18 protein-coding genes and 1 pseudogene are annotated in these 19576 nt (G+C 70.2%); all 19 read right to left on the reverse strand.

What is annotated here, in order from left to right:
• Positions 1 to 101: 101 nt before the first annotated feature.
• Complete coding sequence (locus tag ABD154_RS06640; RefSeq protein ID WP_198499026.1) at positions 102 to 728, reverse strand: L-threonylcarbamoyladenylate synthase; 627 nt, start codon at positions 726 to 728, stop codon at positions 102 to 104.
• Positions 729 to 1007: 279 nt separating this feature from the next.
• The gene (locus ABD154_RS06645; protein ID WP_198499027.1) at positions 1008 to 2213 is read right to left on the reverse strand and encodes an AI-2E family transporter; all 1206 of its coding nucleotides are present in this window, start codon (positions 2211 to 2213) and stop codon (positions 1008 to 1010) included.
• A complete protein-coding gene (gene der / locus ABD154_RS06650; RefSeq protein WP_198499028.1) occupies positions 2214 to 3725 on the reverse strand; it encodes a ribosome biogenesis GTPase Der in 1512 nt (503 codons plus the stop codon).
• Positions 3722 to 4381, reverse strand: a complete 660-nt coding sequence (gene cmk, locus ABD154_RS06655; RefSeq protein ID WP_198499029.1) for a (d)CMP kinase — start codon at positions 4379 to 4381, stop codon at positions 3722 to 3724. The genes der and cmk overlap by 4 nt, the downstream gene beginning before the upstream one ends.
• Complete coding sequence (locus ABD154_RS06660; RefSeq protein WP_198499030.1) at positions 4378 to 5475, reverse strand: prephenate dehydrogenase; 1098 nt, start codon at positions 5473 to 5475, stop codon at positions 4378 to 4380. The genes cmk and ABD154_RS06660 overlap by 4 nt, the downstream gene beginning before the upstream one ends.
• Positions 5472 to 6320 (reverse strand): pseudouridine synthase, encoded by an 849-nt coding sequence (locus ABD154_RS06665; RefSeq protein ID WP_198499031.1) that lies wholly within the window; start codon positions 6318 to 6320, stop codon positions 5472 to 5474. The genes ABD154_RS06660 and ABD154_RS06665 overlap by 4 nt, the downstream gene beginning before the upstream one ends.
• A gap of 9 nt (positions 6321 to 6329) precedes the next feature.
• Positions 6330 to 6941 (reverse strand): SMC-Scp complex subunit ScpB, encoded by a 612-nt coding sequence (gene scpB / locus ABD154_RS06670; RefSeq protein ID WP_198499032.1) that lies wholly within the window; start codon positions 6939 to 6941, stop codon positions 6330 to 6332.
• Positions 6938 to 7810 (reverse strand): segregation and condensation protein A, encoded by an 873-nt coding sequence (locus ABD154_RS06675; RefSeq protein ID WP_232623626.1) that lies wholly within the window; start codon positions 7808 to 7810, stop codon positions 6938 to 6940. Before ABD154_RS06675 ends, scpB begins: the two co-directional genes overlap by 4 nt.
• Before the next feature lie 83 nt (positions 7811 to 7893).
• A complete protein-coding gene (locus ABD154_RS06680; RefSeq protein ID WP_198499033.1) occupies positions 7894 to 8751 on the reverse strand; it encodes a ParA family protein in 858 nt (285 codons plus the stop codon).
• A gap of 40 nt (positions 8752 to 8791) precedes the next feature.
• The gene (gene xerD, locus ABD154_RS06685; RefSeq protein ID WP_344250689.1) at positions 8792 to 9739 is read right to left on the reverse strand and encodes a site-specific tyrosine recombinase XerD; all 948 of its coding nucleotides are present in this window, start codon (positions 9737 to 9739) and stop codon (positions 8792 to 8794) included.
• Between the two features lie 6 nt (positions 9740 to 9745).
• Positions 9746 to 10432, reverse strand: a complete 687-nt coding sequence (locus ABD154_RS06690) for an NUDIX domain-containing protein (RefSeq protein WP_344250691.1) — start codon at positions 10430 to 10432, stop codon at positions 9746 to 9748.
• A 12-nt stretch (positions 10433 to 10444) separates the two neighbouring features.
• Positions 10445 to 12124 (reverse strand): CTP synthase, encoded by a 1680-nt coding sequence (pyrG, locus tag ABD154_RS06695; RefSeq protein ID WP_344250693.1) that lies wholly within the window; start codon positions 12122 to 12124, stop codon positions 10445 to 10447.
• Positions 12121 to 13269, reverse strand: coding sequence for a group 1 glycosyl transferase (locus ABD154_RS06700; RefSeq protein WP_344250695.1), 1149 nt, complete (start codon positions 13267 to 13269; stop codon positions 12121 to 12123). The genes pyrG and ABD154_RS06700 overlap by 4 nt, the downstream gene beginning before the upstream one ends.
• Before the next feature lie 19 nt (positions 13270 to 13288).
• Positions 13289 to 14443: a glycosyltransferase family 4 protein gene (locus tag ABD154_RS06705; RefSeq protein ID WP_344250697.1), complete on the reverse strand. Its 1155-nt coding sequence runs from the start codon at positions 14441 to 14443 to the stop codon at positions 13289 to 13291.
• Positions 14440 to 16182 carry a murein biosynthesis integral membrane protein MurJ gene (gene murJ / locus ABD154_RS06710; RefSeq protein ID WP_344250699.1) on the reverse strand — a complete coding sequence of 581 codons (1743 nt, stop codon included), beginning with the start codon at positions 16180 to 16182 and terminating at the stop codon, positions 14440 to 14442. Before murJ ends, ABD154_RS06705 begins: the two co-directional genes overlap by 4 nt.
• On the reverse strand, positions 16179 to 17066 hold the full coding sequence (locus ABD154_RS06715; protein ID WP_344250701.1) for a hypothetical protein: 888 nt from the start codon (positions 17064 to 17066) through the stop codon (positions 16179 to 16181). The genes murJ and ABD154_RS06715 overlap by 4 nt, the downstream gene beginning before the upstream one ends.
• 1 nt (position 17067) lies before the next feature.
• Positions 17068 to 18018 (reverse strand): copper transporter, encoded by a 951-nt coding sequence (locus ABD154_RS06720; protein ID WP_344250703.1) that lies wholly within the window; start codon positions 18016 to 18018, stop codon positions 17068 to 17070.
• Positions 18015 to 19265, reverse strand: coding sequence for a putative cytokinetic ring protein SteA (gene steA / locus ABD154_RS06725; RefSeq protein WP_344250705.1), 1251 nt, complete (start codon positions 19263 to 19265; stop codon positions 18015 to 18017). Before steA ends, ABD154_RS06720 begins: the two co-directional genes overlap by 4 nt.
• Before the next feature lie 15 nt (positions 19266 to 19280).
• Positions 19281 to 19576: pseudogene (locus ABD154_RS06730) on the reverse strand (DNA repair protein RecN); the annotation flags it as partial.

The raw sequence follows: 19576 nt of genomic DNA on the forward strand, positions 1-19576 counted from the left end.
ACCGACAAATACGCCGTTAGCAGAGGGCGTATTTGTCGGTTGACCGCGTCGAAGCTCAGTGCCACGGCGACGCCACCGCCACCAGCTCCGGCCGAACGCGCCTATTCGTCGAGGAAGCGGGAGACGTCGCCGGCGCCGACGCGGGCGACCTCGGGGTGCTTGCCGGTGAAGTCGATGACCGAGGTGGGCACGACACCGGGGGTGCCGGAGTCGATGACGACGTCGACCTCGTGGCCGATCTGGTCCATGACGTCGGCGGCCTCGGTGAGCGGATCCTCGTCACCGGGCAGGAGCAGGGTCGAGGAGAGGATCGGCTCGCCCATCGCCTCGACGAGCGCGAGTGCCGTCGTGTTCTGCGGGATCCGCGCGCCCACCGAGTGCTTCTTCGGGTGCATCATCCGCCGCGGCACCTCTTTCGTCGCCTTCATGATGAACGTGTACGGGCCCGGCGTCATCGACTTGATCGCCCGGAAGTCCGAGTTGTCGACGATGACGAACTGCCCGAGCTGCGCGAAGTCATGGCACATGAGCGTGAAGTGGTGCTTGGAGTTCAGCTGCCGGATGCGGGTGATCCGCTCGATGCCGTCCTTGTTCTCCAGGGCGCACCCGAGCGCGTAGCACGAGTCCGTCGGATAGGCGATGAGTCCGCCGTCGCGCAGAACCTGCGCGGCGCGCTCGATGAGTCGGGGCTGCGGGTTGTCAGGATGGATCTCAAGAAGTGTCGCCATGCTTCATGGTAACCATGGCCGGCCGCCCGTGTGAACGGCGCGGTCGACGATGAGATGCCCATCCGCCGAGGTGACTGCCCGTATCCGCGGACGTGCAGTGCCCGTCCGGGTGCGAGTCCCGCCGAGGAGGCCGCCCATGTCCGCGACCGTGCAGTGCCCGCCCGGGAGCGACTCCCGCCGAGGCGGTCGCCCGTGTCCGCGGACGTTCACTGCCCGTCCGGGTGCGACGCGCGCCGAGGTGACTGCCCGTATCCGCGGGCGTGCAGTGCCCGCGGGCGTTCAGTGACCGGGCCGGGTCTTTCGCGACAGCAGCCGAGCGCCGGGATCCGTCGGCCGCAGCGTGTTCGGGGTCTTGCCTGCCTCCGGGGTCGCGCGCGGACCCATGACCGTGCCGGGGTGGGAGTCCTTCGCCGTGTGCGGATCGGAGGCCAGGAGGATGTTCACCCACTTCGCGCGCGGGTCCGCGTCGACGAGGAGGGCCTTGACGAGCAGGGTCGCCGGCAGGGCGAGCAGAGCACCGAGCCAGCCGAGCACCCACACCCAGAAGAGGAGGGAGAGGAACGACACGAGCGGGGTGACGCCGACGGATTCGCCCGTGAACTTCGGCTGGATGATCGCCTGGATGACGAAGTTGAGGACCGAGTACGCGGCGATGACCCAGAGCGCGGACTGCCACCCGCTGTCGACGAGGGCGAGCAGCGCCGGCGGGACGAGGCCGATGATGAACCCGATGTTGGGGATGTAGTTCGTGAGGAACGCGAGCACACCCCACACCCACACGAGCGGAACGTCGATGATCGCCAGTGCCACGACGTCGAGGATCGCGACGATGAGACCGAAGATCGTCGCCACCACCCAGTACCGGCGGACGCCGCTGGCGAAACCGCCGAGTGCGGCGGCCAGGGACGGCTTGGCGTCGGCGAGCATCGTCATCCGCTGACCGATGCCCATCGAATCCATCGCGACGAAGAACACGGCCATGACGACGGTCGTGAGCAGGCCGGCGACGACGGAGACGTTCGTCAGCAGCGGAGTGACCGCGTCGATGACCGACCGCGCGTTGAATCCCCGCAGCTGCTCTTCGAGGACGTTCGAGGTCACCCCGAGCTGCGACAGCAGCGACATGAGGCTGTGATAGGTCGTCGTGATCTCCGTGCTGTAGCTCGGGATGAGCATGACGAGTTCGGCGATCGACCAGGCCGTGAGCCCGAAGAACGCGACGATCATGCAGAGGACGAGGACGACGGAGATCACTGCGCCGATCGCCCCCGGAACCCGGTGCCGGGTGAGGAACTTCTGCAGCGGGTAGACGACGATGTAGAAGTTGAGCGCGAGGAAGACGGGCGCGACGATGTCCTGGAGTCCCCGGAAGAACGTCAGGGCGTACGCGATGCCCGCGATCGTCAGGGCGATGACAAGGGCTCTGGCCGGCGGGCGCGCATGCCATGGCTGCTGCTGACCTCGAGCCTGGGTGTCATCGCTCAACTACCGACCTCGTCTCTTCTCCCTGATGCGCATCGACAGCTCGATGGGGGTTCCCTCGAAGCCGAATGTCTCGCGCAGTCGCCTGATGATGAAACGACGATACCCCGGTTCAAGGAATCCTGTGGTGAAAAGCACGAATTTCGGCGGCCGGGACTGCGCCTGGGTGCCGAAGAGGATGCGCGGCTGCTTGCCGCCGCGGACCGGGTGGGGGTTCGCGGCGACGAGTTCGCCGAGGAACGCGTTGAGACGTCCGGTCGGGATCCGCTTGTCCCAGTTCTCCAGTGCCGTCTCCATCGCCGGAACGAGCTTCTCTGCGTGCCGTCCGGTCTTCGCGGAGATGTTGACCCGCGGCGCCCACGAGACATGGGCGAGGTCGCGTTCGATCTCGCGTTCGAGGTAGTAGCGGCGCTCCTCGTCGAGGAGGTCCCACTTGTTGAAGGCGAGGACGACGGCCCGACCCGCCTCGGCGGCGGTCGTGACGATGCGGACGTCCTGCTCGCTCAGCGGCTCCTGCGCCTCGAGGAGGACGACGGCCACCTCGGCGCGCTCGAGAGCCGTCTGCGTGCGCAGGGCCGCATAGAAGTCGGCCCCGCTGGCCTGGTGGGCCCGCCGGCGGATGCCCGCCGTGTCGACGAAGCGCCACTGCTTGCCGCCGAGCTCGATGAGCTCGTCGACGGGGTCGCGCGTCGTGCCCGCGACGTTGTCGACGAGCACGCGCTCGGAGCCGACGAGCTTGTTGAGCAGGGAGGATTTGCCGACGTTGGGGCGCCCGACGAGCGCGACCCGACGCGGACCGCCCTCCTCGACGCGCGTCTCGACGGCGGAGACCTCGGGGAGGGTGTCGATCGCCTCGTCGAGGAGGTCGGCGACACCGCGGCCGTGGAGGGCCGAGACCGACCACGGCTGTCCGAGGCCGAGACCCCAGAGTTCGGCGGCCATGAGCTCGCCGCGCTCGTCGTCGACCTTGTTCGCGGCGAGGATGACCGGTTTCTTCTTCTTCCGCAGCATCTTCACGACCATCTCGTCGGTGGCCGTCGGGCCGGTCGTGGCGTCGACGACGAGGACGACGGCGTCGGCCATGTCGACGGCGACCTCGGACTGGATGGCGATCCGCGAGGCCATGCCCTTCGAATCGGAGTCCCAGCCGCCGGTGTCGACGAGGGTGAAGTCCTTGCCGTTCCACTCCGCGCGGTAGCTCACCCGGTCGCGAGTGACCCCAGGGACGTCCTCGACGACGGCTTCGCGCCGGCCGAGGATGCGGTTGACGAGCGTCGACTTCCCGACGTTGGGCCGTCCGACGATCGCGAGGACGGGATCGGCGCCGCGCTCCTCCTCTTCCTCGATGTCGAAGCCGAGGGAGTCGAGCAGCGCCCGGTCGTCGTCTTCGAGCTCATAGCCCTCGAGCCCGGCCTCGAGCGCGGTCGCCCGCTGCTCGGCCTCCTCGTCGCTGATCTGCTCGAGACGCTCGGCCAGTGCCTCGTCGGGGGCCTCGTGGAATTCCTCTTCGGTCATCGTGCTTCCTTCACCAGGTCGAGCACGGTCGTGACGACCTGCTCGAAGTCGAGATCGCTCGTGTCGAGGGTGTGGACGCCGTCGGCGGCGGTGAGGAAGCTCGTCGTCGCCGAGTCCTTCGCGTCACGGCCGGTCACCTGGGACTGGGTCGCGGCGACCGCCTCGGCGTCGTCGCTGCCGTGGAGCTCCTTGGCCCGGCGGGAGACGCGGACGTCGTCGCGGGCGGTCATGAGGAGGCGGACCGCGGCGTCGGGCGCGACGACGGTCGTGATGTCACGGCCCTCGACGACGACGCCCGGGCTCGCGGCCGCGATGATGTCGCGCTGCCGTTCGATGAGCTCGCTGCGGGCGTCGGGGACGGCGGAGACTGTCTGGACGTTCTCAGAGACCTCGGGGCTGCGGATCTCCTCGGTGACGTCGATGCCGTCGACGGACACGGAGAAGTCGTCGGGGTCCGTGGAGATCTCGAGATCGGCGCCGCGGACCTGTTCGAGGACGTCGACGGGATCGGTGACTCCGCGGTTGAGCGCCAGCCACGCCATCGCCCGGTACATCGCACCGGTGTCGAGGTAGGCGTAGCCGAGCCGGCGGGCGACCTCCTTCGCGGTGCTCGACTTGCCGACTCCGCTGGGTCCGTCGATGGCGACGACGCTCATGTGGTTCCTTCCTTCTCGATGGCGGATTCGGGGATCCGCCATCCCAGTGACTGCAGTCCGTGTTCGAGTTCGTTCGCGTTCGCCGGCATCACCGAGACGTCGACGATGCCGAGCCGGCGCCCGGGCGCGTGGTCCATCCGGAAGTCCTCGACGTTGATGCCGAGGTCCCCGATGTCCTTGAACAGGGAGGCCAGCGTCCCCGGGGTGTCGGGGATGAGGACCGTGACGACAGCATATGCGGTCGGCGCCTGTCCGTGCTTGCCGGGGATCCGGTCGTGACCTTCGTTGCCGAAGGCGATCGTCCGCGCGATCACCCCGGTCGAGCCGGGACCGAGCGCGAGGGCATCGATGACGGCGTCGAGTTCGCCGCGCAGGGCGACGAGCACGGCCCGGACCTCCTCGGCGTTGCCGGAGAGGATCTGCGTCCACAGGCCCGGGTCGGAGGCGGCGATGCGGGTGACGTCGCGCAGTCCCTGACCGGCCAGGGCCACCTCGTCGAGCGGGGCGTGGCGCAGCTGGGAGGCGACGAGGGAGGACACGACCTGCGGGACGTGGGAGACCTTCGCGACCGCGGCATCGTGGATGCGGGGGTCGAGGTGGGTGACCGAGGCGCCGGTCGCCTCGGCCATCTCCTCGACGGCGGTCAGCCGGCTCTCCGGGGTGTCCTCATCGGAGCAGATGACCCACGGACGGGCGATGAAGAGGTCGGGCCGGGCCGCGATCGCCCCGGACTTCTCCCGCCCGGCCATCGGGTGGCAGCCGATGTAGCGGTCGAGGGCATCGCCGGTGACGAGCTCCCGGACGGTCTCGAGCAGGCGGGTCTTGATGCTCGCGACATCGGTGACGGTGGCGCTCGGGTACGCGGTCAGCGCCCCGGCGATGACGCCGGCGGCGACGTCGGGCGGAGTGGCGACGACGACGATGTCGGGATCGGGTGCCGTGCCGGGTGCGACCGGCTCACCGGCGCCGAGGTCGGAGGCGAGCTGCTGCGCGGTCGGGGACGTGTCCTCGAGCGTGACGCTGTACCCGCGCCCGCGCAGGGCAAGGCCGAGGCTCGCACCGAGCAGCCCGGTGCCGATGATGTGGATCCTCACAGGTCGACGGCTTCGAAGAGCTCCCCGACCTCGTCGGAGCGCAGCGGACGGATCTTCCCCTGCCGCTGTTCGGCGAGCGAGATCGGCCCGAACTTCGTGCGCACGAGCCGTTCGACGGGATTGCCGATCGCCGCGAGCAGGCGGCGGACGACGCGGTTGCGGCCCGAATGGAGGGTGAGTTCGACGACGGAGCGGCCCGGGGTGGAGTCGACGAGACGGAACTCGTCGACCTTGACGATGCCGTCGTCGAGTTCGATGCCGGCCTTGAGCCGGGCCGAGGCGTCCTTCGCGAGCTGCCCCTTGACCTGCGCGAGGTAGGTCTTGGGGATCTCGTAGCGGGGGTGGGCGAGCCGGTTCGACAGCTCTCCGTCGTTCGTCAGGAGGATGAGGCCCTCGGTGTCCGTGTCGAGGCGTCCGACGTGGAAGATCCGCTCGGCGCGGTTGCCGACGTAGTCGGCCAGGGACTTCCGCCCTTCGGGGTCCTTCATCGTCGAGACGACGCCTGCGGGCTTGTTGAGGGCGAGGTAGATCTTCTGCGGGCTCGTCGAGATCCGCAGGGTGTCGACGTAGACGGACTGGGTGTCCGGGTCGATGCGGGTGCCGAGTTCGGTGACGACGCTGCCGTCGACCTCGACGCGACCGTCGAGGATGAGCTGCTCGCACGCGCGCCGGGACCCCAGCCCCGCCTCGGCGAGGACCTTCTGCAGCCGCACTCCCCCGCTGACATGGGCGTCCGAGGTCTCCCCGCCGCCCTTCGCGCCGGTGCTGGCGCGCTGCTTGCGGCTCGGTCGGTTGCTGCGCCCGCCGGGCGCCCTGGGATCGCGGTAGGGACTCATGGGGTCCATTGTCTCAAATCAAACGTCGTCTGGTGACATCTCGTCGCCGACTGTGGCGAGGACCTCGGTCTCGTCGGCGCCGAGTTCCTCGAGGTCGGAGTCCTCGGGCAGGAACGGGGCGATGTCGGGGAGGTCGTCGAGGCTCTGCATGCCGAGCGCGTCGAGGAACTGGTGGGTCGTCGTGTAGAGGAGCGCCGAGGTGGTCGCCTCCTTCCCGGCTTCGACGATGAGTCCGCGCAGCAGCAGGGTGCGGATGACACCGTCGACGCTGACCCCGCGGATCGCGGCGATCCGCGGCCGGGAGATCGGCTGCCGGTAGGCGATGACGGCGAGCGTCTCGAGGGCGGCCTGGGAGAGCTTCGCGCTCTGCCCGGCGGTGAGGAAGTCCTTGACGACGTCGTGGTAGTCCCCGCGGGAGAAGATGCGGAACCCGCCGGCCACGGCCCGGATCTCGAAGCCGCGCTGCCGGCGCTGCCCGTCGCCGTCGTAGTCGCTCGAGAGCTCCTCGATCGCCGTCATCACGGTGTCCTCGTCGATGCCGAGGGCCGCGGCGAGCTCCGCGGGCGAGACCGCTGAGTCGCTGACCATGAGGACGGCTTCGATGCCGCCGAGGATCTCGTCGTCGATCATTGCTCGTCCTCGCCTTCGTCGTCCGCCTCGTCCGCAGCGTCGTCCTCGTCATCGTCCGCCGAGGCGGGGCCCGGCTCGTCGCCCTCGTCGGCGCTCCATGTCCCCTCGGTGCGCAGGTCGACCCCGTCCTCGGGTGTGTCGGTGCGGGTGATGAGGAGCCGGCCGAGCGGTTCGTCCTGCTCGAAGTCGCAGAGGCCGACCTTGAAGAGCTCGAGGAGGGCGAGGAACCGCGCGACGACGACGAGGGTGTTCTCCGCGGTGTCGAGGAGCTCCTGGAAGTCGAGCTCGCCGGCGCGCAGCAGCCCGAGGATGTGTCCGCGCTGTTCGGAGACGCTGACGAGCGGCAGGTGGATGTGGTCGACGGCGACCGTCGGCGGCGTGTGGTCGCGCTGGAGGACGGTGGCGAAGAGTCCGGCGAGCTCACCGGGACCGATGCGGATCTCCAGCGGCGGCAGCACGTCCTGGAACTCCGCGTCGAGTCCGACGTCGCGGGGCACGCGGATGGCCCCGGCGGTCATCGCCTCGGCTAAGTGGGCGCTGACGGACTTGTACGCCCGGTACTGGAGGAGCCGGGCGAAGAGGAGGTCGCGGGCCTCGAGGAGTTCGAGGTCGAGCTCCTCCTCTCCCTCCTCGTGCGGCAGCAGCCGCGCGGTCTTGAGGTCGAGCAGGGTGGCGGCGACGAGGAGGAACTGGGAGATCTCCGCAAGGTCGGCGGCCCCGTCGCGGTCCCCGCCGGAGCGCAGACTCGTCGTGTACGCGATGAACTCATCGGTCACCTCGGCGAGGGCGATCTCCGTGATGTCGAGACGGCGCTTCGAGATGAGACCGAGCAGCAGGTCGAAGGGACCGGAGAAGTTCTCCAGCTCCACCTGGAAGCCCGTGGGCGCGTCCTCGGCACCGGTTTCCCCGGGGAGGTGATCCCCGGGGACGGCGTCCGCGGTGACGGTCTCGCTCAGGGCGCGCCTCCGCGGGCGATGAGCTCGCGGGCGAGCCTGCGGTACGCCTCGGATCCGGGGTGCTTGGGGGCGAAGCTCGTGATCGGCTCGGCCGCGACGGAGGCGTCGGGGAACTTCACGGTGCGGTTGATGACGGTGTCGAAGACCTTGTCCTCGAACGCCTCGGAGACCCGGCTCATCACCTCTTTCGAGTGCAGGGTCCGCGAGTCGAACATCGTCGCGAGGATCCCGTCGACCTCGAGGGAGGGGTTGAGGCGGTCCTGGACCTTCTCGATCGTCTCGACGAGAAGGGCGACGCCGCGCAGGGCGAAGAACTCCGTCTCGAGCGGGATGATGACCCCGTGGGAGGCGGTGAGCGCGTTGACGGTGAGCAGGCCGAGCGAGGGCTGGCAGTCGATGAGGACGACGTCGTACTCGCCGGCGACCTTCGCAAGGACGCGGGAGAGGACCTGTTCGCGGGCGACCTCGCCGACGAGCTGGACTTCGGCAGCGGAGAGGTCGATGTTCGCGGGCAGGACGTCGATGTCGTCGAACTCGGTCTCGACGATGACGTCGTGCGGATCGAGTCGCGGGTTCATCAGCAGGTTGTAGATGCTGATGTCGAGGTCGTAGGGGTTGATGCCGAGTCCCACCGACAGGGCGCCCTGCGGGTCGAAGTCGACGAGGAGGACCTTGCGGCCGTACGCGGCCAGGGAGGCGCCCAGGTTGATCGACGACGTCGTCTTCCCGACACCGCCCTTCTGGTTGACCATGGCGATGATGCGTGCGGGCCCGTGCGAGTCCAGCGGGGCGGGTTCGGCGAAGTCGTCGACGCTCTTCGCTGTGGGGAGATCCAACGCCTGTTGCGGATTCATCACTCGGTCGGCCACCTTTCGTTGCGTGCTGTGCACAACCCTACCGCGCTCGGGGGTGCGAGGTGGCGTAGACCTCGCGCAATGTTTCCTCCGACACCTTCGTGTAGATCTGCGTCGTCGTCACCGACGCGTGCCCGAGCAGCTCCTGGACGACGCGGATGTCCGCCCCGCCCTCGAGGAGGTGGGTGGCGAAGGAGTGGCGGAACGTGTGCGGGGAGACTTCGGTCTCGAGTCCCGCGAGTTCCCCGGCGGCGACGACGATCTTCCACGCCGTCTGCCGCGACATCCGCGTGCCGCGCGCGTTGAGGAAGAGCGCGCCGGCAGGCGCGCCGGAGGTCGCCTTCGCCGCCATCGTCGGGCGCACTCGGGTCACCCAGGCTCCGAGGGCCGCTGCGGCATGGGATCCGAACGGGACGATCCGCTCCTTCCCGCCCTTGCCGTAGAGGCGGATGAGCCCGGTCTCGAGGTCGAGGTCGTCGAGGTCGGCGCCGACGGCCTCGGAGATGCGGGCACCGGTCGCGTAGAGGAGTTCGAGGAGGGCCGCGGCCCGCAGCTGCGCCGGCTCCTCCCCCGCCGTCGTCGCGAGCATCGCCTCGACCGCGGACACGGACAGCGCCTTCGGCAGCCGCAGACCCTCCCGCGGCGGACTGACCTCGGAGGCGGGATCGGCGTCGGCGAGCCCGTCGGCGTGGGCGAAGGCGTGGAACCGGCGGACCGCGACGAGCGCACGGGCCCGGGTCCGCGGGGCGAGACCCGAATCCTGGAGATGGAGCGCGAAGTCCTCGATGTGGGTGCGGGTCACCTCGCCGAGGCGGCCGATCCCCGCCGCCGCCAGCCATGTCCCGTACCGGCCGAGGTCACGGGCGTAGGCGTCGATGGAGTTGAGCGAGAGTCCGCGTTCGAAGCGCAGCGCGCCGAGGTAGCCGGCGAAGGCGCGCTCGAGTTCCGCGGGCAGTTCGGGAAGGAGTTCGGCACCGTGCCTGGCCATGTCGGCTCAGGACTCAGCCGACGGCGGGGCCGAGATCGACCCGGCCGGGGGTGCGTCGCGGCCGTCGACGAGGAGCCGGGGCGCGCCGACCGGACGGGTGTGCGCGTTCTCGCCTGCCGCCTCACGGCGGACGACGTCGGCGACCTGGAGGATCGCGAGCTGGGCGACGGAGTTCGTCAGGCGGCCGTCGGCGATCGCCGCGAGCGCCTCGTCGAGGTCGACCCAGCGGTAGACGAACCCGGCCTCCTCGTCGCTGCGCTCATGCCGGTCGGCGGCCGGCACCGCGGTGAGGTCGCGGGCGAGGTAGAGCCGCATCGTCTCACTGCTGCCGCCCGGGGAGAGCACGGAGTCCGAGAGCACCCGCCAGATGCCTGCGCGCAGGTCGGCCTCCTCGGCGAGCTCCCGCTGGGCGGCGGTGAGCGGGTCCTCGCCGGGGATGTCGAGGAGTCCAGCCGGAACCTCCCAGAGGCGGGCCCGGACGGGATGGCGGTACTGCTGGACGAGGAGGATCTCGTTGTCCTCGTTCAGGCACGCCACGGCCACGGCACCCGTGTGCACCATGAGGTCGCGCACGAGTCCCGTGGCTTCGGGCAGGTCGAAGGTCTCGCGCCGGATCGACCACACGGCACCCTGGTACGCCTCGGTGGATGCAGTGATCTCCGGGGTGAACGGGATGTCGTGGAGGTCATTCACCGGCGCGGTCCCTCACCGGTTGGCCAGGGCGGCGGCGACGAGACCGGCGAAGAGCGGATGCGGCTTCGTCGGGCGCGACTTCAGCTCGGGGTGCGCCTGCGTCGACACGTAGTACGGGTGGACGTCGGCGGGCAGCTCGACGAATTCGACGAGTTCACCGTTGGGTGAGGTGCCGGAGAACTGCAGCCCCGCCTCGGCGAGCTCATCGCGGTAGGCGTTGTTGACCTCGTAGCGGTGACGGTGGCGTTCGCTGATGTCGGTCGCCCCGTACGCGCCGGCGGCGACGCTGCCCTCGGTGAGCTTCGCCTGGTAGGTGCCCAGGCGCATCGTGCCGCCGAGGTCGCCCTCGCCGTCGACGATCGACATCTGCTCGGCCATCGTCGCGACGACGGGGAACTGCGTGTCGGGGTCGAACTCCGAGGACGACGCACCCTCGATGCCGGCGGCGTTCCGGGCGTACTCGATGACCATGCACTGCAGGCCCAGGCACAGGCCGAGCGTCGGGATCCCGTTCTCGCGGGCGTACTTGAGCGCACCGACCTTGCCCTCGATGCCGCGGACGCCGAAGCCGCCGGGGATGCAGATCGCGTCGAGACCCGACAGCGCCGCGGCCGCACCGGCCTCGGAGTCGCACTCGTCGGACTGGATCCATTCGATCTTCACGCGGGCGTCGTTGGCGAACCCGCCGTGGCGCAGCGCCTCGGTGACGGAGAGGTACGCGTCGGGCAGGTCGATGTACTTGCCGACGACGCCGATGCGCACTTCGTGCGCCGGATTGTGGACGCGTTCGAGGACCCAGTCCCACTTCGTCCAGTCGACGTCGCGGAAGGGCAGGTTGAGGCGGCGGATGACGTAGACGTCGAGACCGCCGTCGTGGAGGACCTTGGGGATCTCGTAGATGCTCGAGGCGTCGACGCAGGGCACGACGGCTTCGAGGTCGACGTCGCTGGCCGAGGCGATCTTCGCGCGGATCGAGTCCGGCAGGTCGCGGTCGGAGCGGAGCACGATCGAATCGGGCTGGATGCCGATCGAGCGCAGGGCGGCCACGGAGTGCTGGGTCGGCTTCGTCTTCAGTTCGCCCGAGGGCCCGAGGTAGGGCACGAGGGAGACATGGATGAAGAAGACGTTGTCGCGGCCGACGTCGTGGCGGACCTGGCGGGCGGCCTCGAGGAACGGCTGGGATTCGATGTCGCCGACGGTGCCGCCGATCTCGGTGATGATGACATCGGGACGGTCCTCGGCGGGACGTTCGGCCTGCGCGCGCATCCGGGACTTGATCTCGTCGGTGATGTGCGGGATGACCTGGACGGTGTCGCCGAGGTAGGCGCCGCGGCGCTCCTTGGCGATGACCGAGGAGTAGACCTGTCCGGTGGTGACGTTCGCGGCACCATCGAGGTCGATGTCGAGGAAGCGCTCGTAGTGACCGATGTCGAGGTCGGTCTCCGCTCCATCCTCGGTGACGAAGACCTCACCGTGCTGGAACGGATTCATCGTTCCCGGGTCGACGTTGAGGTAGGGGTCGAGCTTCTGCATGGCGACCTTGATGCCGCGCTGAGTGAGCAGGTGTCCGAGGCTCGATGCCGTCAGACCCTTGCCGAGAGAGGAGGCGACGCCTCCGGTGACGAAGATGTGCTTGACTGTGTTCGGCTCTTGGGCCCCGATACGATTCACCACGGAATTTGATTCTATCAAACCGGCTGTCGGGAATTCGACGCGGCGTCGGCCTCGGCGTAGACGCCGAGGAGGCTCGAGGCGATCTGACCGGGGTTGTCGACGTCGATGACCCGCTTCTTCGCGGCGATCGCCTGCGCGCCGCGGGCGGCGGGGTCGTCGAGAAGATGATTGATCTCACGCAACAGGCCGTCCGTGTCGTCGGGGGCGACGACCGGCGCCGAATCGCCCCAGATGCCGGCGCGGCGCTCGTTGCCGATGAAGATCGTCGGCTTCGACAGCTGCATGAGGTCCTCATGGCTGAGCCCCGTCATGGACTCCGCGGCGATGACGACATCGGCGGCGGCGACGACGTCGACGAGGTCGTCGGCCGGGGCGACGATGACGCCGCGGTCGGCGAACGAGTTCGCCACGGTCCGCCGGTCCCGGCCGGTGCCGGTGAGCACGGTGACGGCGCGCCGGTCGCGGCGGCGCGAGTTGATCTGGCCGGCGGCGTCGAGGACGGTGGCCAGCGCCGTGTGGTCCTTGAGCGCGATCGGGCTCGCGATCATCCACGTGCCGTCCTTGATACCCAGCTGCCTGCGCACCTGCGGCCGGGACATCGTCACCGTGAGGTCGGTGTCGATGTCGGGGGTGACGAGTTCGGCGCGTTCGACGAGCGGGACGGAGCCGGCGAACCATTCGACGACGGGTTCGGTGGTGCCGAGCACTGCGGTCGCGGTCCGGGCGACCACCTCGGCGCCGGTCTTCTCGATGACATCGGCGGGGTCGAAGTTCTCCACCGTGGCCACGGCCGTCGGGTGCAGCCGGGAGGGCAGTCCCGTGAAGCCGAGACCGGCCAGGGTGGCGGCGTGGAGGCCGTGGGCGTGGACGATGTCGACGTGCGGGTAGTGCTTGTGGAGGATGAAGGCCGAGTTCGGGTCCGAGGGGCTCAGCCGCCGCTTGGCCGTCAGCGGTATCTCCCGGTAGTTCTCCCGCAGGTCAGCAGGCACCTCGATCGTCTCGAGGAGGTCCGGGTGAGCGGCGAGTCCGACCTTGAAACCGGCCTTGAGATGGCCGATCACGGCGATCTTCGCGACCTCGGCGACGGGTCCCGTCGTCTCGGCGAGCACGTGGAGGATCCTCGTGGCGGTGCTCAGCGGCTGGATCTCGGCGGTGTGGCTCATTCCCTCATCCTCTTTCTACTCAGTTGCCTTCAAGCCTACCTGGGGCCACGGGCGCTTCAGCGTAGACGGCCAGGATCTCTGCGGCGACCGCGGCCTCGTCGGGGAGTTCGGCTCCCCGCGCCCGGGCCCTGGCCCCGAGCTCTGCGCGCCGGCCGGGATCGGCGGCGAGGTCTGCGATCGCCTCGGCCAGCGCCGCGTCGTCGTCGGAGGCGATGAGGATCCCGGCGTCGCCGACGAGCTCCGGGGTCCCCCCGATGGCCGTCGCGATGATCGCCTGTCCGGAGAGCAGAGCCTCCTGGAGGACGAGCGCGCGGGCCTCCCAGCGGCTCGTGAGGACGGAGATGTCGGCGGCGGCGACGAGTTCGGCGACGTCGTCGCGGGGTCCGAGGAAATGGAGGGCAGGCAGCGCCGAGGCGGTCGCCGCGGTCGCATACTGTGCGCGGATCTCGGCGAGCACGGTCTCATCGGCGGCGCCGGCGACGAGGACGACGAGGTCACCCGAGTGCTCCCCGAGGCGGGCGAGCGCGCGGACGAGCATGGCGTAGTTCTTCTGCGGGGCGACGCGGCCGACGGCGAGGACGATGACGGCGTCGGCGGGGAACCCGTACTCGGCGGCCAGCGCCTCACGGGTCGCGGTCGCCTCGGCGGTGCTGACCTCGCGCACCGGCGGTGCGGCGGCGGGCGCGAACCGGGCGTCGCGGGCACCGAGATCGTGGGCGCGGATGACGAGGTCGGTGCTCGCGGCCAGCGTGACGTCGGCGCCGCGGGCGAGCAGCCGCTCGATCCCGGTCTCGATGCGGCCGCGCAGTCCCGTGCCCGCCGCCTGGTTGTGGAGGCTGACGATGAAGCGCGGGCGGGGGCGCAGCAGGCGGGTCGCGAGGAGGGCGAGCAGGCCGGCGCGGAAACCGTGCGCGTGGACGACATCGGGGCCGAAGCTGCGGAGGATCCCCCGCAGCGCGGTGACGAGCCCGGTGTCGCGGGGGCCGACCCCGGTGCCGACGTCGAGGGCGGCGAAGCGCACCCCCGGCAGCGCGGAGAACCCGAACTGCTCGTCGGTGGCGGCCGGGCCGACGACCCCGACCTCGTGACCGGCCGCGGCGACGTCGCGGGCCAGTGCCCGCACGTGGGTGCCGACTCCTCCGGTCGAGGTGCCGATGACGTAGACGATCCTCATGGGTTCTCCTCGTTCGGGGTCGGTGAGGCGCCGGTGACGTGGTCGGTGCCCGCGGGCGGACCGGTCACCGGCGGCGTGGGCGCGGTGGAGCGGCGGGAGGCGAGCAGCCCGCGCACCTCGGCGAGGTAGCTGCGGTCGAGGAGGACGATGAGTCCGAAGACAAGGCACCCGATGAGGGCGGCGAGAATGCCGACGACGACCGAAGGTGCTGCCGTGGTGCCGAGCAGCCCGGCGAGCCAGCGGGCGGCGAGCGTGCCGATGACCGAGGCGATGCCGGCCGCGACGAGGGAGAGGACGCTGCGGCGCAGCACCCCGGTCAGGCCGCCGGGGCCGAGGACGCGGCGGATCGAGATGAGCAGGGACACCGCGGCGGCGGTCATGCCGAGGACGTAGCCGAGGCAGATCGCGACGAGGGTGCGGTCCGGGTTGCCCTGCGCGTTCGTCACGGCGATCGCGGCGATCATGCCGACGATGACGAGGACCCAGCCGATCGTCGTCGCCGCCGCGGCGTGGCGGGAGCGTTCGAGGGCGTAGAAGATCCGCGAGCCCCACGCGATGAACGACCAGCCGGGCACGGCGAGGGCCATGACGACGATCGCCGCGCTCATCGCGGAGAACGGCGCGGAGTCCTCGCCGCCGACGGCGTCGATCGCGGTGAAGAAGTACTCGAGCGGTCCGGCCGCGCTCATGAGGATGACGGTTCCGAGCAGTCCGATGGTGATGATGACCGCCGAGGTGGTCGCCGTGAGCGAGTGCAGCCGGGCCCTGGCGGCCTCCCGGTCGCCCGCGGTCGCCGCGGGGTCGCCGGCGCGGCCCACCCACGTCGAGATCGTCGGGAACATCACCGTGACGACGGGGATCGCGAGGACCGCATAGGGCAGGAGGTAGACGGCGTTGATGTAGTTGAAGAGGACGAACGTGCCGGTGCCGCCGGAGCGGTTGGACAGGAGCATCGTGACGAGGACGGCCCCCTGCTGGGCGAGCAGGGCCGCCATCCCGGCGCCGGCCAGGCGCAGGGCGCGCCGGGCCACACCGGGCGGGAACGTCCACGTCGGGCGGATCCGCAGACCGGTCGAGCGCATCGGCAGGGCCAGGGGCAGCGCGAGGGCGGCGACGCCGGCCGTCGTTCCCCAGCCGAGCCATCCGATGTGGGTCTGCCACGTCGCGTCCGTGCCGCCGACACCGGCGTAGGTGATGTAGGAGCCGATGACGACGAGGCTGGAGAGCAGCGGGGCGAACGCGGGCCAGAGGAACTTCCGGTGCGCCTGGAGGACGCCGGTGAGGACGGCGCCGATGCCGTAGAGGACGAGCTGCGGGGCGAACATGAGGAGGAGGACCGCCGTCGCCGTCTGCTGGGTGCCGGCACCGTGGTCGCCGGGCGGGATGAGCACGGCGGCGATCGGCTGGGCGAAGACGGCGACGAGGAGCGTCAGCGGCAGCGTCACGCTCACCGCCCACGTCAGCAGCGCCGAGGCGATCCGGCTCGCCGTCTCCCGGTCCGCCCGGGCCAGGGGCACGGCGAGCAGGGGGATGACCGCGCCGGCCAGGGCACCGCCGGCGACGACCTCGAAGAGGATGTTCGGGACCTGGTTGGCCGTCTGGTAGGCGGTGCCGACGGTGCCGGCGCCGACCGAGTTCGAGAAGACGAGCCAGCGGAGGAACCCGACGAGCCGGGTGATCAGGGTGATGATCGAGACGAGCAGCGCCGCCGAGGCGAAGAGCCGGACGAGCCTGTTCACTTCACCTCACGCCCGAAGGCGTCGATCTCCCGCAGTCCTGGGGTGGATTCGATGATCGACGTGAACGAGACCTTCTCGCTGAGCAGGGTGAGGCCGACGAGCACGCCGAGGACGACAGCGCGCTGACCGGCCGTCGAGTTCGCCGCGACCGTCGTGCCGAGGGCGGCGCCGAGGGCGTTGGCGCCGGTGTCGCCGAGCATCGCGGACCCGCCGAGGTCATCGGGCCAGGCCGCGGCGGTCGTGCCGGTGACGACGGCGGTCGGCACCCACGTCACCCCGCGGCGGTGCGGCATGAGGCCCGCCACCAGGAGGCCGGCTTTGAGCGCGCGTCCCGGACGGAGGTCGAGGAGGTTGAAGAGATTGGCCGATCCGGCGATGACTCCCCCGGTGACGACGGTGTCGACGGTCGCAGCGATCCACGAGCGCTCGTGCGCCGGCTGCGCCCACTGCGGCAGTGCCGCGGTGAGGACGTTCTGGCGACGGTGGGCGTCGGGGCCGAGGATCGCCGCGGCGATGATCGCGGCGGCCGGGATGCCGGTGACCTTGAGCGCCCCGGTCGTGACCTCCCCGCGGGCCAGAGCGCTGAGGTGACCGCGCAGGCCCTTCGAGCTACCGGATTCCATGAAGTCGTCGACGGCGCCGAGGGTGCCCGAGGCGGCGGTCGCGAGCAGGGTCGCCGCCCGCTGACGGGGGTCCTCGATGAGGACGCTGCCGGCGAGCAGGCCTGCGGCCACGGCGGGGCCTTCGAGGAGGGTGACGTCCTCCCCGGCGTGGTTGGTGCGGACGACGCGCGGGTGCCTGCGCAGCGGGGAGGACAGCAGGGCCTTCGTCACGCCGTACCCGAGCAGTCCGGCGACGGCGGAGGAGACGATCGTGCGGATCATGTCAGACCTTTCCGGGCAGGACCGCTTCGGCGTCCGAGGCGAAGCCCCAGTGGCCGTGGGTGCCGTTGTTGGCCGCCGCGATCGCGCGGACGGTGATGATGGGTCCGGCGCCGAGGCCGAGGCCGTCGACGGTCGAGGCCCGGGACTTCTCGGTGCGCAGGACGTTGACGAGCCCGTTCTGGGCGGAGCCGGCGTCACCGGCGACGACGACGGCCTTCGATTCGGCGGTCAGGGCGTTGACGAAGTCGGTGATGACCTCGCGGGTGGCCTTGTCGCCGGTCGCCTCGGGGCTCGGCTGCGTCTCGTCGGCGAGCTGGGAGTTCTCGTCGTCGATGATGACGAAGAGCTCGGTCGTACGGTGATCGGTGTCGCTGCGCAAACGACCGGCGTCGATGAAGGCGTTGTAGAGGTCGGTGGCCTTCGCCTCGGCGTCGTCGCGCTCCTGGCCTTCGGTGATCATCGAGGCCCGGCCGGTGAGGGCGATGACGAGCGCCGAGCGCAGCGCGGTCGCATCGTCGGCGGGCAGACCCGGGACGATGCCGCGCAGGGTGGTGAGGAAGTCACCGGAGCCGTCGACGGTGAGCGTGTCCTCGACGAAGGCGACGTCACCGGCGATCTGACCGCCGGCCTCCTGGATCCGGTTGGTCACCTGTTCGACCTGCTCGGCGTTCGCCTCGGGGCCGGTGATGACGCTGATCTGCGTGTCGTTGAGGGTGCCGCCGATGAGTTCGGGGGCCGCGGCGGAGACGAACTCGTTCTGCTTCTCGATGTTGCCGCCGGCGGCCTCGAGCTGGGTGCGCAGGTCGTCGCGGTCGGTGCGCAGGGCGTCGACCTGGCTCTGCAGGGACTCCCCGATGGGCTCCTTGAGGGGGCCGGCGCCGAGGACGATGCCGACGGCGAGGGCGAGGAACACCGAGACGAGGGAGACGAGATGGTAGCGGAAGTCGATCACGAGGCAGTCCTTGAGTCGAGAACGGCGCGCAGGGCACCGGATGATTCTGTCGCAGCGGTGGGGTCGCCGCCGAAGAGGGAGCCGATCCAGCCGAAGACGCCGTCGAGCTGCGCGGCGATGAGACCGAGGAAGGTCTGACCGGCCGCGGTGGCGGCCATCGCGACGCCGAGGGCGACGAGCCCGGCGATGATGAGGACGGTGAGCTGGAGGCTCGAGATGCGCTGGCGGTAGAGCAGGGAGACGCCCTTGGCGTCGATGAGCTTCGACCCGACCCGCAGGCGGGTGAGGAACGTCGAGGCCATGCCCTTGCGGCCCTTGTCGAGGAACTCCATGAGCGTGTCGTGGGTGCCGACGGCGACGATGAGGTCGGCCCCCTTGTCGTCGGCGAGCAGCATCGCGATGTCCTCGCTCGTGCCCGAGGCGGCGAAGGCGACGCAGTCGACGCCGAGGGCCTTGACCCGCTCGGTGCCCGGGGCGTGGCCGTCGCGGTAGGCGTGGACGACGATCTCCGCGCCCGAGGTGAGCGCGGAGTCGGACACGGAGTCCATGTCGCCGACGATCATGTCGGGTTTGTACCCGGCTTCGAGGATCGCATCGGCACCGCCGTCGACGCCGATGAGCAGCGGCCGGTATTCGCGGATGTAGGGGGCGAGGATCGCGAGGTCCTCTTTGTAGTGGTAGCCGCGGACGACGATGAGGGCGTGGCGGCCGTCGAAGTCGGTGCGGACCTCGGGGACGACGAGTTCGGCGGAGAGGAGGTCGGAGTCCTTGCGGATGTACTCGATCGTGTTGTCGACGAAGTCGACGAGCACGGAGTTCATGCCGGCTTCGGCCTCGTGCATGTCCTCGGCGATCGTCTCCGGGGTCTGCGCGACGCCCGCGGCGACCTCCTTGCCGTCGAGGTAGACGGTGCCGCCGTCGATGCTGATCTCATCGCCTTCGCTGATCGCGTCGAAGATCTCCGCACCGGTGGCGTCGATGAGCGGGATGCCGGCGTCGACGATGATCCCGGGGCCGAGGTTCGGATACCGTCCGGAGATCGACTTGTCGGCGTTGATGACGGCGACGGGACGGCAGGCGACGAGAGCTTCGGCGGAGACGCGATCGATGTCGGAGTGCTTGATGACCGCGATGTCACCGGCGGCCAGGCGCTTCGTGAGGTCCTTCGTCCGGCGGTCGAGTTTGGCCGGAGCCGGGTCCGATCGGGTCGGGACCGTGGGGGTCTCCCTCATTCTGCGCGCTTTCATGGTTCGCCCATTCTCTCACGAAGGCGTCGGCGCACCGGCTTTGACCTGCCGGGCGGAGTCGAGGAGCTCGGCGGCGTGGGCCTTCGCCGAGGCGGAGTCCTCCATGCCCGCGAGCATCCGCGAGAGTTCGCTCACACGTTCGTCCTCGCTCAGTTCGCGGACCCCGGAGCGCACGGTCTCCGCGTCGTCGTCCTTGACGATCGTCACGTGCGTGTCCGCCCACGCCGCGACCTGCGGGAGGTGGGTGACGACGATGACCTGAGCGTGCCGGGCGAGGGCGGCCAGCCGCCGGCCGATTTCGACGGCCGCCT

This window comes from Brevibacterium sanguinis (assembly GCF_039528855.1).
GTDB lineage: Bacteria > Actinomycetota > Actinomycetes > Actinomycetales > Brevibacteriaceae > Brevibacterium > Brevibacterium sanguinis.

Coding starts and splice junctions, on each gene's coding strand:
- ABD154_RS06640 (WP_198499026.1), bottom strand. CDS start 728: ATGGCGACACTTCTTGAGATCCATCCTGACAACCCGCAGCCCCGACTC.
- der (WP_198499028.1), bottom strand. CDS start 3,725: ATGACCGAAGAGGAATTCCACGAGGCCCCCGACGAGGCACTGGCCGAG.
- cmk (WP_198499029.1), bottom strand. CDS start 4,381: ATGAGCGTCGTCGCCATCGACGGACCCAGCGGAGTCGGCAAGTCGAGC.
- ABD154_RS06665 (WP_198499031.1), bottom strand. CDS start 6,320: ATGGACCCCATGAGTCCCTACCGCGATCCCAGGGCGCCCGGCGGGCGC.
- scpB (WP_198499032.1), bottom strand. CDS start 6,941: ATGATCGACGACGAGATCCTCGGCGGCATCGAAGCCGTCCTCATGGTC.
- ABD154_RS06680 (WP_198499033.1), bottom strand. CDS start 8,751: ATGAATCCGCAACAGGCGTTGGATCTCCCCACAGCGAAGAGCGTCGAC.
- xerD (WP_344250689.1), bottom strand. CDS start 9,739: ATGGCCAGGCACGGTGCCGAACTCCTTCCCGAACTGCCCGCGGAACTC.
- ABD154_RS06700 (WP_344250695.1), bottom strand. CDS start 13,269: ATGAGCCACACCGCCGAGATCCAGCCGCTGAGCACCGCCACGAGGATC.
- ABD154_RS06705 (WP_344250697.1), bottom strand. CDS start 14,443: ATGAGGATCGTCTACGTCATCGGCACCTCGACCGGAGGAGTCGGCACC.
- ABD154_RS06715 (WP_344250701.1), bottom strand. CDS start 17,066: ATGATCCGCACGATCGTCTCCTCCGCCGTCGCCGGACTGCTCGGGTAC.
- steA (WP_344250705.1), bottom strand. CDS start 19,265: ATGAAAGCGCGCAGAATGAGGGAGACCCCCACGGTCCCGACCCGATCG.